The organism is Bradyrhizobium sp. Ce-3, assembly GCF_022835695.1.
GTDB lineage: Bacteria > Pseudomonadota > Alphaproteobacteria > Rhizobiales > Xanthobacteraceae > Bradyrhizobium.
The window spans coordinates 62,955-76,628 of record NZ_BQUV01000010.1; the positions used below are offsets into that span (position 1 = coordinate 62,955).

Below are 13,674 nucleotides of genomic sequence, written 5' to 3' on the forward strand. Positions count from 1 at the left end.
CAGCGCGAGCCCGGAATCCATTAGGTCGCAGCCCAGGTGGAAAAATGGATTCCGGGCTCGCCGCTTCGCGACGCCCCGGAATGACGGGGAGAGGTCAATGCTCACCCCGCCACAGCCGCGGGTTCCTTCGGCTTGCCCTCGTTCTTTCCTTCCGCGAGGTTGCGCACCACCATGTAGAAGATCGGCGTGAAGACCAGGCCGAACAGCGTGACGCCGAGCATGCCGAAGAACACGGCGACGCCGACCGCCTGGCGCATCTCGGAACCCGAGCCGGTCGATACCACCAGCGGCAGCACGCCGAGGATGAAGGCGAACGAGGTCATCAGGATCGGCCGCAGGCGCAGACGACACGCCTCGATCACCGCTTCCAGCCGCGGCCTGCCCTCGAGCTCGATATCGCGCGCGAACTCGACGATCAGGATCGCGTTCTTGGCGGCGAGCCCCACCAGCACCACGAAGCCGATCTGGGTCAGGATGTTGACGTCCTGGCCCATGATGCGCACGCCGATCGTGGCCGCGAACAGGCACATCGGCACGATCAGGATCACCGCGAACGGCAATGTCCAGCTGCCATATTGCGCGGCCAGCACCAGATAGACGAACAGCACGCAGATCGGGAACACGTAGAGGCCGGCATTGGCACCGTTGACCTGCTGGTAGGACAAATCGGTCCATTCGAACGAGAAGCCGCTGGGCAGGGTTTCGTCGGCGATCTTCTTGATGGTGTTGAGCGCTGTCGTCGAGCTGACGCCCGGCGCCGGCTCGCCCTGCAATTCGGACGCCGAGTAGAGATTGTAGCGCGCGACACGGTCGGGGCCCGAAATGTCCTTGAAGTCGACGATGCTGCCGAGCATCACCATGTCGCCACTGGCGTTGCGGGTCCGCAGCCGCGAAAGATCGGTGGTCTCCTTGCGGAACGGCAGATCGGCCTGCGCGGTGACGTGGTAGGTGCGACCGAACAGGTTGAAGTCGTTGACATAGGTCGAGCCGAAATAGGTCTCGATCGTGTCGGTGATGTTGGCGATGGGAACGCCGAGCTTCTGCGCCTTGACGCGATCGATATCGACGAACAGCTGCGGCGTGTTCGCCGAATAAGGCGAGAACACCGATGTCAGGCTCGGCGATTTGCGCGCGGCCTGCACCAGCTCGTCGGTCGCGGACGCCAGCAGTTCGGGCCCGCGGCCCTGGCGATCCTGGACGCGGATGGTGAACCCACCACCGGTGCCGATACCGGGCACCGCCGGCGGCGGAATCACGATGATGAAAGCGCCCTGGATCGCCGACAAGCGCTTGCGCAGGTCGGCCGTGATCGCGGTCGCCGTCAGCCCCTTCTTCAGCCGCGCCTCCGGCTCGTCGAATACCGGGAATAGCGCCGCGGCGTTACCGGCCTGGGTGCGCGTTGCGCCGGAGAATCCGGCAAACGCCGCGACGCGCACGATGCCCGGCGTGTCCAGCGCAATCCGCTCGATCTCGCGCACCACCGCCGTGGTCCGCGCCAGCGACGCGGCGCCGGGCAGCTGCGCCGAGATGATGACGTAGCCGCGGTCCTGCGCCGGGATGAAGCCCTGCGACGTCGTCGCGAGCAGCCAGCCGGCGCTGCCGATCAACACGAGGTAGATCGCGACCATCACCACCGTGTGCCGGATCACGAAGTCGGCGACACCGGCATAACCATGGGCCAGCCGGTCGAACACGCGGTTGAACAGCGCGGTGAAGCTGTCCCAGCCGCGGGCGATGATGTTCCAGCGCGCCGGCGGCCGCTTTTCCTCGTGCGGGACCAGGATCTGCGAGGCCAGCGCCGGCGACAGCGTCAGCGAGCAGAAGCATGAGATCGCGGTCGCGACCGCGATCGTCACCGCGAATTGCTGGAAGAACTGGCCGGAGATGCCGCCGAGGAACGCGGTCGGCACGAACACCGCGCACAGCACCAGCGCGATCGAGACCAGCGCGCCGCCGACCTCCTCCATGGTCTTGAGCGCCGCTTCGCGCCTCGACATGCCGTGCTCGAGATGGCGTTCGACATTCTCGACCACCACGATGGCGTCGTCGACCACGATACCGACCGCGAGCACGAGGCCGAACAGCGTCAGATTGTTGATCGAGAAGCCGAGCGCGGCCATCACCGCGAAAGTGCCGACCAGCGACACCGGGATCGCGATGATCGGGATGATCGCAGGCCGCCAGCCCTGCAGGAACACCAGCACCACGATGACGACGAGCGCCATCGCCTCGTAGATGGTCTTGATCAGCTCATGCACCGACTGGGCGATGAATTCGGTCGGGTTGTAGCCGATATTGTAGTCGAGCCCCTTCGGGAAACCCGCCTTCATCCGCTCCATCGTGTCGGTGATGCCCTTGGCGGTGGCGAGCGCGTTCGATCCCGGCCGTTGCGTCACCAGCAGCGCCACCGCCGACTTGCGCAGCAGGAAGCTGTTGGTGGCGTAGGACAGCGCGCCGAGCTCGACGCGGGCGACGTCGCGCAGCCGTACGGTACGGCCATCGGAGCCGGCCTTCACCACGATGTCCTCGAACTGCCTGATGTCCTTGAGGCGGCCGGTGAACACGAGATTGGGCTGGAACGCGCGATCGGCGATCGGCGGCTCGGCGATCTGGCCGCCCGCGATCTGCAAATTCTGCGCCCGGATTGCCGCGAGTACCTCGGTCGACGTCAGGCCGAGATTGGCGATCCGGTCGGGATCGAGCCACAGCCGCATCGAGTAATCGCGTGCGCCGAACATCTGGATGTCGCCGACGCCGTCGAGCCGCAGCAGCTGGTCGCGAACCTGCAGCAGTGCATAGTTCGAGATGTAGAGCTGGTCGAACGTGTCGTCGGGCGACAGCATGAACACGACCATCAGGATGTCGGGCGAGTTCTTCCGCGTGGTGACGCCGTTGCGCTGCACCTCCTCGGGCAGCCGCGGCTGCGCGATCGCGACGCGGTTCTGCACCAGCACCTGGGCCTTGTCGAGATCGGTGCCGAGCTTGAAGGTCGCGGTGATGGTGAGCTGGCCGTTCGAGGTCGCCTGGCTGTACAGATACAGCATGTCCTCGACGCCGTTGATCTCCTGCTCGATCGGCGCCGCGACGGTGTCGGAGACGGTCTGCGCCGAGGCGCCCGGATACTGTGTGGTGACGACGACGGTCGGCGGCACGACTTGCGGATATTCCGAGACCGGCAGCGTCGGATAGGCGATCGCGCCGACGATCAGCAGCACGATCGACAGCACCATCGCGAGGATGGGCTGATTGATGGAAAGCCTTCCGAGATTCATGGCTTCGCACCTGCCGCCGGCTTGTCCGCTGCGGGCTTGTCGCCTGCCGCGGGCTTTGCGTCGGCCGCTGGCTTGGCATCGGCCGGAGCCTGCGCCATTTTCGGCGTCACCTTGGCGCCGACGCGGGCGCGTTGCAGCCCGTCGACGATCACGTGATCCTCCGGCTTGAGGCCTTCGCGGATCACGCGCAGGCCCTCGTCCAGCGGCCCGAGCGTGACCGCACGGGCTTCCACCGTGTTGTCGTCCTTGACCACGAACACGATCTTGCGCGACTGGTCGGTGGCCACAGCGGTATCCGGGATCAGCAGCGCCTCATAGGGCGATGAGCCGATCAGGCGGACGCGGCCGAACTGGCCGGGCAGGATCGATAGATCCTTGTTCGGGATCACCGCGCGGCTGCGCAGCGTTGCGGTCGAGACATCGAGGCGGTTGTCGAGGAAGTCCATCTTGCCTTCATGCGAGGGCTTGGTCTCGCCGGTCAGCGTCACCTGCACCGGGTTCGCGGTGTCGCGCGAGCTCGGCCGGCGGCCTTCGAACCACAGCTTGCTGTTGCGCTGATAGGTCGCCTCGTCGACGTCGAAATAGATGTAGATCGGATCGAGCGACACGATCGAGGTCAACAGCGTCGCGCCACCCTCGCTGCCCTGCACCAGATTGCCCGGGGTGACCAGATGCCGGCTGACGCGGCCGGTGATCGGCGCCAGCACATGGGTGAATTCGACGTTGAGCTGCGCGGCCTTCAGCGAACCCTCGGCCTGGGTCTCGGCGGCGCGCGCTGCCTGCAATGCCTGACGGCGCTGGTCGACGACCTGCTCCGAGACCGCGCTGGTCTGCACCAGGTTCAGCCCGCGTTCGAGATCGCGCTTGGCAAGCTCCCCCTTGGCGCGCGCGTCGGCGAGCTGGCCTTCGGCCTGCAGCACCACCGCCTCGAACGGCCGCGGGTCGATGATGTAAAGCAGATCGCCGGCGTGGACGATCGCACCATCCTTGAACTCGACGCTGTTGACGAAGCCGCCGACGCGGGCGCGGACCTGAACCTCCTCGATCGCCTCGAAGCGGCCGGTGAATTCATCCCAGTCGGTGACGGTGCGCTTGACCGGCTGCGCAACGGTCACGGGCGGCGCCGGCGGCGCGGCCTGCGATTGCGCGCTCTTGTCGTCGCAGCCGCCGAGCGCCAGCGCGGCCAGCAACCCGATCGGCGCAAGGCCAAGCCAGCGCGCCCCGACCAATCCTTGCCGGCGGAGCGAATGACGCTCGACACCGGTCACCGAAGCCATACGCTCCGCTCTGTCAATCGAACCCAATTTCTTCTCCCCAGAACAACGAAAGCACGACGACCCAGCAGGGCTACCAAAGTCGCAATTGAAATTGCCGTGATTCAGCGCGGATGGACCACCGCGGTGCCGCGGCGGCGGACGTCACAGATGTAGCCGCCACCCAGTCTGTTCAAGATGGCCGCCGGATCAAGCAAATAGTTGCGTAGTCTGAAAGCCTTACGACGCGATCGCGAAACCGTGACGACAAAAAGGGGCAGTTTGGCTGGCCTATCGGAGCCGCGAGGTCACGGACGCGCGCTCCGAATCAATCGTGGCGCGAACTCGTTTCACAAACTCGTCACACCCGCCACCAGATAGACTTTTGGCGTAGCAACCTACGGTGAACAGACGGCAGGATCGGCCAGGCTGCACGCTCTACCTCCCGCTGCACAGCAGAATCGTGGTTAATGGCACGGTTGTCATGCCGACACACATTGACACTCGGAAACATCGCCAATACGGTCATGGTTGCCAAAGCATGAATTTTGTTGGCCGGCCGCATTTTTCTCGAACATTCATTGTGTTTTGTCGCGGCGCGAGTGTGTGAAGGCGACTATGTAAATGGCAAGCGCATTTGACCTTGCTGACCTCAAGGCTCCGCGGACATCGCGGCTTTCCCGAATTGCAGGCGACTCGGCGCGACCGCCGGTCGCGGGTGATCAACTTCAACGTGTGAACGGCTTCACACGTCATCGTCCCCAACAAATGTAACTATTGATCGGCTTTCCGGGCCGGTCGCAGGAGTGCTCATGACGACCATACCTGCCTATACAATCGGTGGTTTAACGCGCCCCGAACTTCACCTCGATCCGAACGGCAATATCGTTCTGGATCCGGCCGCGCAGGCATTCGCAAATACGTATGGCGTGCAATATCTCTATCTCGGGTGCCCTCCAGGCACGCCGTGGCCGCCGGTCTCGGGCTTCCTGGCACCGCCGAGCGACACCAATTCCGGCGCCAACACGGTCGTTGAAGGTGCCGCAGCCGACACTTCGGTCGGCGTCACTGCGCATAGCGACAGCCTGCTCGGCTTTCCCGTCACCTATACGCTGACATCAGATTCTTCGCATGGCGGCTTCAAGGTCGATCCGAACACCGGCGTGGTGTCGGTTGCCAATCCGGCCAAGGTCGATTTCGAGAGCTCCGGTGGCAGCTATGTCGTCAACGTGCAAGCGACCGACGGCATCTTCGTTTCGTCGCAGAGCTTTGTGATCGCGGTCAGCAATGCGCCGCCCTCGACACCCACCGACAGCAATTCCACCGCCAACGCCGTCAACGAAGGCGCAGCCGTCAACACCCTGGTCGGCATCACCGCATCGTCGGCCGACGTCAACGGCCCCGGCGTCACCTACTCGCTGACATCGGATTCTTCCAACGGCGGCTTCAAGATCGATCCGAACACCGGCATCGTCACGGTCGCCAATTCCACCAAGATCGATTTCGAGTCCGCGCCGGGCCACGCCTATACCATCACCGTGCAGGCCAGCGACGGCCATGGCGGCGTCAGCTCGCAGAGCTTCACGATCAACGTCAATGACCTTCCGGTCTCCACGCCAGTCGACGTCAATTCCGCCGCCAACAGCGTCGTCGAAGGCGCCGCCGCCAACACGCTGGTCGGCATCACCGCATCCGCGGCTGATCCGAACGGTCCCGCAACCACCTACTCGCTGACCGGTGACAGCTCCGGCGGCGGCTTCAAGATCGACCCCAACACCGGCGTCGTCACGGTCGCCGATCCGACCAAGATCGACTACGAGAGCGCGGCCGGCCACGCCTACACCATCACCGTGCACGCGACCGCCGGCGCGACCTCGTCGACGCAGACCTTCATCATCAACGTCACCGACGCCCCGCCGTCGGCACCCGTCGATACCGACGCGACGGCCAACTCGGTCGTCGAGGGCGCCGCCATCGGCACCGCCATCGGGATCACCGCGCACGCGACCGACATCAATGGCGGCGCCGTGACCTATTCGCTGGTCGGCGACGCCCACGGCTTCACCATCGATGCCGCGACCGGCGTCATCACCGTCGCCGATCCCACCAAGATCGACTACGAAACCAGCGGTCCGGGCCACACCTACACCATCACCGCGGCGGCCAGCGACGGCACCCAGACCAGCACGCAGACCTTCACCATCGGCGTCACCGACGTCGCGCCGTCCGTTCCGGCCGACACCGATGCCACCGCCAACCACGTCGTCGAAGGCGCGGCCATCGGCACCGCGGTCGGCGTCACCGCGCACGCGACCGACGTCAACGGCCCGGCTGTCACCTATTCGCTGACCGGCGACAGCTCCGGCGGGGGCTTCGCCATCGATCCGACCACCGGCATCATCACCGTCGCCGATCCGACCAAGATCGACTATGAGAGCACCGCACCCGGCCACGCCTACACCGTGACGGCGACCGCCAGCGACGGCACGCTGACCAGCTCGCAGACCTTCACCATCGCGGTCAACGAAGCTCCCCCGTCCACCCCGGTCGACAGCGATTCGGCCGCCAATTCGGTCGCCGAAGGCGCCGCCGCCGGCACCACCGTCGGTGTCACCGCGTCGTCGACCGACGTCAACGGTCCGCCGGTGACCTATTCGCTGATCGGCGACACCTCCGGCGGCGGCTTTACCATCGACGCGACGACAGGCGTCATCACTGTCTCCGATCCCACCAAGATCGACTACGAGAGCAGCGGCGCGAGCCATTCCTACACGGTGACTGCGCAAGCCAGCGACGGCACGCTCGCGAGCTCGCAAACCTTCACCATCGCGGTCAACGATGTCGCGCCGACGACCCCGGTCGACAGCGACGGCGCCGCCAACACCGTCGTCGAGGGCGCAGCGGCTGGCAGCACCGTCGGCATCACCGCGTCGGCGATCGACATCAACGGCCCGGCCGTGACTTATTCGCTGACCGGCGACACTTCCGGCGGCGGCTTTACCATCAATGCCGCCACGGGCGTCATCACCGTCGCCGATCCCACCAAGATCGATTTCGAAAGCTCGGGCGGCAGCTACACCGTCACCGCGACGGCCAGCGACGGCACGCTGACGAGTTCACAGACATTCACCATCGCCGTCAGCGACGTCGCGCCATCGATCCCGGTCGACAGCGACGCCACCGCCAACCACGTCGTCGAAGGCGCCGCCGCCGGCTCGACGGTCGGCGTCACCGCGCACGCAACCGACGTCAATGGTCCCGCCGTCACCTATTCGCTGATCGGCGACACCTCCGGCGGCGGCTTCACCATCAACGCGACGACCGGCGTCATCACCGTCGCGGATCCCACCAAGCTCGACTACGAGAGCAGCGGCCCGACCCATACCTACACGGTGACCGCGCAAGCCAGCGACGGCACACTGACGAGCGCGCAGACCTTCACCATCAACGTCGACGACGCCGCGCCCTCGACCCCGGTCGATGCCAACGCCGCCACCAATACGATCGCCGAAGGCGCGGCCGCCGGCTCGACCGTCGGCATCACCGCGTCGTCGACCGACGTCAACGGCCCGGCCGTGACCTATTCGCTGATCGGCGACACCTCCGGCGGCGGCTTTACCATCGACGCGACGACCGGCGTCATCACCGTCTCCGATCCGACCAAGATCGATTACGAAACCAGCGGCCCGACCCATTCCTACACCGTCACCGCGCAAGCCAGCGACGGCACGCTCGCGAGTTCGCAGACCTTCACCATCGATGTCACTGATGTCGCACCGTCGACGCCGGTCGATAGCGACGGCGGCGTCAACCGGGTCGCGGTCGGTGCCCCGGTGGGCAGCTATGTCAACCTGACGGCGTCCTCGACCGACGTGAACGGACCTGGGGTGACCTATTCCATCGTTTCAGGCAGCGACACCTCCGGCGGCGCCTTCACCATCGACCCCAACACCGGCAAGGTCACGGTTGCCGATCCCACCAAGATCCACGCAGCCGATCCGTCCTACGACATCACGGTCGATTCCTCCGACGGCACGCTGCACAGCCAGCAGACCTTCACCATCCAGGTCGTCGTCGACCAGGCACCGGTCGTGACCGCCGGCCACACCCTGAACTACACGGAAAACCAGGCCGCGACCGCGATCGATTCGGCGCTCACCGTGACCGACGGCGACGACGCCAATCTGGCGTCCGCGACGGTGCATATCACCGGCAATTACGTCAGCGGCGAGGACGTCCTCGGCTTCACGGCCCAGAACGGCATCACCGGATCGTTCGACGCCGCGACCGGTACGCTGACGCTGACCGGCTCCTCCAGTGTCGCCAACTACCAGGCCGCGCTCGCCTCGGTGACCTATCACAACACCAGCGACAATCCGTCCGGCCTGGCGCGCACCGTCACGATCACGGCCAATGACGGCACGCTCGACAGCACGCCCGTCACCGACACCATCAACGTCACCCCGGTCAACGACCCGCCCGTGGTCACCGCCGGCCACACCCTGAACTACACCGAGAACCAGGTCGCGACCGCGCTCGACCCGGCGGTCACGGTCACCGACGTCGACAACACCACGCTGGCCGGCGCGACCGTGCAGATCACCGGCAACTACGTCAGCGGCGAGGACGTTCTCGGCTTCACCAGCCAGAACGGTATCAGCGGCGTGTTCGACGCCGCGACCGGCACGATGACGCTGACGGGATCGTCCTCCGTCGCCAACTACCAGGCCGCGATCGCCTCGGTGACCTATTTCGACACCAGCGACAACCCGTCGGGCCTGGCGCGCACCGTCACGATCATTGCCAATGACGGCGCGGCGAACTCCACGCCGGTCACCGACACCATCAACGTCACCCCGGTCAACGATCCGCCGGTGACGACCGCCGGCGGCACGCTGAACTACACCGAAAACCAGGTCGCGACCGCGATCGATCCGTCGGTCAGCGTATCCGACGTCGACAGCGCCAACATGGTCGGCGCCACGGTTGCCATTACCGGCGGCTTCGCCGCGGGCCAGGATGTGCTGGGCTTCGTCGCCCAGAACGGCATCACGGGATCCTACAACGCCGCGATCGGCGTGCTGACGCTGACCGGCTCCTCCAGCGTCGCCAACTACAGGGCCGCGCTCGATTCCATCACCTATTTCAACTCGAGCGACAACCCGTCCAGCGCGGATCGCACCGTCAGTTTCACGGTCAATGACGGCTCGGCGAACAGCAACACCTCGACCTCGACCATCCACGTCACGCCGGTCAATGACGCGCCCGTCATCACTTTCGGCGCCATCACCGGATTCACCGAGCCGCCGAACGGCACGCCGGCGGCGAACTCGACACCGGTCACGATCACGCCGAACCTGGCGATCACGGACGCCGAAGGCAACAACCTGACCGATGCGACCTTCGTGCTGAACGATCTGAAGCCGTCGGACGCGCTCTCGATCGCGGGACACGCCGGCAGCAGCGGCGACATCGGCGGCATCCACTTCGACATCACCAGCACGGCCGGCACCGAAACCATCAGCTTCACCGGCACCGACACGCTGGCGCATTACAACGCGGCGCTCGACCTGATCCAGTTCAACAACACCAGCGAGAACCCCGACACGACCGCGCGGTCCTATACGCTAACCGTGCACGATGACGGCGGCACCGCGAACGGCGGCAACAACACCGGGACGGCGTCGACGACGGGAACCGTGACCGCGGTGGACGATGCGCCGACTGCAACGGTACCGGCGGACAATACGATCGGCACTGCCTTCTCGCATACCAATCTTGCGATCTCCGGCCTGTCCGTCGCCGACGTCGATTCCGACCCCGGCACCGTCACAGCCACGATCAGCTCAGCTCATGCGGCGCTGAGCTTCGATACCAACGGGCTCTCGGGCTTCACCAACAACAACACCCACACCGTCACGCTCACGGGAACGGCCGCGCAGGTCAACACGGCGCTGGCGACGTTGACCTACAACAGCGACGACGGCTTCGCCGGCTCGGATACCGTTACGCTGAACGTCAGCGACAACGGCCACACCGGCACCGGCGGCCCGCTCTCGTCGGGTAACCAGACCTTCCATGTCGGCGTCGTCCCGCAGGTGTTCTACATCGACAACTCGCCAACGGCGCTGGCCAACAGCCACAATCTCGGCACCGCGGCCGACCCGTACACCTCGATCGCCGCCTTCAACGCGGCGAACCCGGCAGGGAGCGGCGATTACGTCGTGCTGAGGTCCGGCACCTACACCGAAGCCAACGGCATCAACCTCGCCAACGGCGTCAATCTGGTCGGCGGCAGTCACGCCTTGACGTTCACCAATCCCGTGACCGGCGCCTTGGTGACGGCGAACACCGCGAGCGGCACCGATCCGGTCATCCATGTCACCGGCGCCGACAACGGCATCGACCTGCTCGGCACGTCGGGCCACACCATCAGCGGCGTCAGCATCGATACCTCGGCCTCGACCGGCATGGGCATCAGCGACGACGGCAACAATGTCGGCACCGTCACGATGTCCGACCTCACGATCAAGACCGCCAGCGGCACCGGCATGAGCTTCACCCATGGCGGCTCCATCACGCTGACCGGCAGCGCCAACTCCATCACGTCAGGGACCGGCACCGCGCTGGATGTCGAGAACACCCAGATCGGGTCGTCCAACCTCATCCTCAAGAGCATCACCTCGAGCGGCGGGTCCAGCAACGGCATCATCCTGTCGAACACCGGCACCGCGGCCGGCAATGGCGGCCTGCATATCACCGGAGACGGCTCGACGGCGGGCAGCGGCGGCTCCATCGCCAACAAGAGCGGCGCCGACGGCAGCACCACGCAGGGCAGCGGCATCTATCTGAACAACACCAAGGACGTTCAGATCTCCTATGTGACGATGCACGACTTCCAGAACTACGGCATCGTCGGCACCAGCGTCACCGGCTTTGCCCTCGGCAACACCACGGTGACCGGCACCAACGGCACCAGCGTTGGCGGTATCGGTGAGGGCGACGTCTATTTCACCGGCCTGTCCGGATCGGCGTCGATCACGAACTCGACCCTCACCGGCGCAGCCTATGATGCCCTGCACGTGTACAACGACGGCGGCCAAACGCTGAACCGTATTACCGTGACCGGCTCGACCTTCGCGACCAACTCCGCGGCCGGCAACGCGTCCAACGACGCGATCGGCTTCGAGGCCACCGGCGGCACGTTCAACGCCACGATCCAGAACTCGACCGTCACCTCCGCGCGTGGCGACATGTTCCAGCTCAATCTGCTCGGCACAGTGTCGTCCGACCTGGCCATGACGGGCAATAATTTCAGCAACACCAACCAGAACATCGTCAGCGGCGGCGGCGGCATCACGATCGGCGGCGGCGGCCCAACCAACAATATCACGCTGACCTACGACATCGCGAACAACATCATCAAGGGCGCTCACGGCGCCGCTCTCGCAGTCACGAAAGGCACCGGCACGGACGCGCACTTCACTGGCACGATCGACGGCAATACGATCGGCACCCAGGGCGTGGCCGGCAGCGGCTCGACTCAAGGCATCGGCATCAACGTCTTCCAGGACGGCGCGGGCACGTCGAGCACGACCATCACCAACAACCATATCTCCGGCGCCGTCGGCGGCATCTATACGCTGAACCATAACGGCGCCGGCGGAGCAATGACCGTGGTGATCCAGGGCAACACGATCGATACCCTGGATTCGGCGAACGGATTTGCCGGCATCTACGTGCAGAACGGCTCAGCGACCGGAGCCGGCGGCGACAACAACCTGCTGGACGCCACGATCGGCGGCGCCGGCGCGCTGAAGAACACTGTCGATCTCGGTGGCAACACGGGCCTCGCTTTGGTCGCCGGCATCTTCCTCGAGCAGGAGGGCGTTTCGAAAACCGGCTTGATCGGCAGTCCCAACTATTCCGGCACGCCGTATAATTTCGGTGCGGTTGCGAGCTACGTGGCGAGCGACAACACGGTGACCGGAACCGGAAACGGGGCAGTTGGCACACAGGCCATCGGTGACCCCGGGCAATCCGCAGGCGGCGGCTATTTCGGCGGCGCTCAGTTCATGGTGGCCGTCTCAGGCGGCGTCGAAGCGACCTCGCCGACGGCGGGCGAGACCCACCTCACTCAGACCGAACTGAATTCCGTCATCTCCGCGGCGATTGCACAATGGGCCTCGGCTGGTGCGACGGCAAGCCAGCTCGCCACCATGAAGGCGGTCACGTTCAGCATCGCCAGCCTCGGCGGCAACGTCATTAGCGCGGAATCGAACGGCCATGTCACGATCGATGCCAGCGCCGCCGGACACGGCTGGTTCGTCGACCCGACACCGTCGGACAATTTCGAGTTTGCCCATGCCGCGACCGCGACCGACCTGTTCGCTGACCCGACCAGTGTGGCAGCCGGACATCTCGACCTTCTGACCGCGGTGGCGCACGAACTCGGTCACGTCGTCGGCCTGGCGGACGACACGACGCCGAGCCACTCCGGCGACCTGATGTACATCAACCTGGCCGATGGCGAGCGCCGGCTGCCAAGTGCTGCTGATGCCAGCACAGCCGCACCACACGTCATGCCGACGCAGGGCACGACGTCTTCGCAGGTCGAGCTGACCAGCCGCGACGGCTTCAACTTCTCGTCGTTCACCCAGTCGCCGTCGCAGACCAACACAAGCCATGTGGACCTGGCCGCGAACACCCAGACCCTGTCCGATCTGTTCAGCGGCGTTTCCAATGCAGCAGCCCCGTGGTGGACCGGCCACGAGGCCGTGTTCGCTGCGATGGGCGGCACGCCGACCGACAATCACGCCCACACCCAGGTGCATCATGACCTGATCGTCTGATCGGGCACCGCATCAACCGCAGCGCCTGCCGGATCGCTGCGGCAGGCGTTGTTTATTCAGGACGATCGAATCCGAATTGCCCGGAGCGAAAAGCTCCGATCGTCGGGCAGCATACACGCGGGGACATCCCCTTGATGGCGCGGACTCCACACCAGCGATCTCGACTCGCGGAACGCATATTCAACCGGTGATTGAAGAAAAATTGCCAACGCGGCACAATCGTTTAGGTTGCACTTCGCGGAAAACACGCTATCGTGCACATGTTGTCGACGCGGCATCATTGTCTTGTATTTTTCA

Annotated in this window: 3 protein-coding genes; 1 reads left to right on the forward strand and 2 read right to left on the reverse strand. The window is 65.2% G+C overall.

The annotated features are described in order from the left end of the window. Positions 1-101: 101 nt before the first annotated feature. Together BRSPCE3_RS29775 and BRSPCE3_RS29780 are read right to left on the reverse strand one after the other, a co-directional pair. Complete coding sequence (locus BRSPCE3_RS29775) at positions 102-3,272, reverse strand: efflux RND transporter permease subunit (protein WP_244069909.1); 3,171 nt, start codon at positions 3,270-3,272, stop codon at positions 102-104. Beyond that, entirely contained in the window at positions 3,269-4,540 is a 1,272-nt protein-coding gene (locus tag BRSPCE3_RS29780) for an efflux RND transporter periplasmic adaptor subunit (RefSeq protein WP_244070132.1), read from the reverse strand. Before BRSPCE3_RS29780 ends, BRSPCE3_RS29775 begins: the two co-directional genes overlap by 4 nt. A 797-nt stretch (positions 4,541-5,337) precedes the next feature. Here BRSPCE3_RS29780 and BRSPCE3_RS29785 point away from each other — a divergent pair. Beyond that, entirely contained in the window at positions 5,338-13,377 is an 8,040-nt protein-coding gene (locus BRSPCE3_RS29785) for an S-layer family protein (protein WP_244069910.1), read from the forward strand. Positions 13,378-13,674: the final 297 nt, after the last annotated feature.

What these genes read in the sequence shown, in the direction of transcription:
- BRSPCE3_RS29775 (WP_244069909.1), bottom strand. Translation starts at nt 3,272, where the DNA reads ATGAATCTCGGAAGGCTTTCCATCAATCAGCCCATCCTCGCGATGGTG.
- BRSPCE3_RS29785 (WP_244069910.1), top strand. Translation starts at nt 5,338, where the DNA reads ATGACGACCATACCTGCCTATACAATCGGTGGTTTAACGCGCCCCGAA.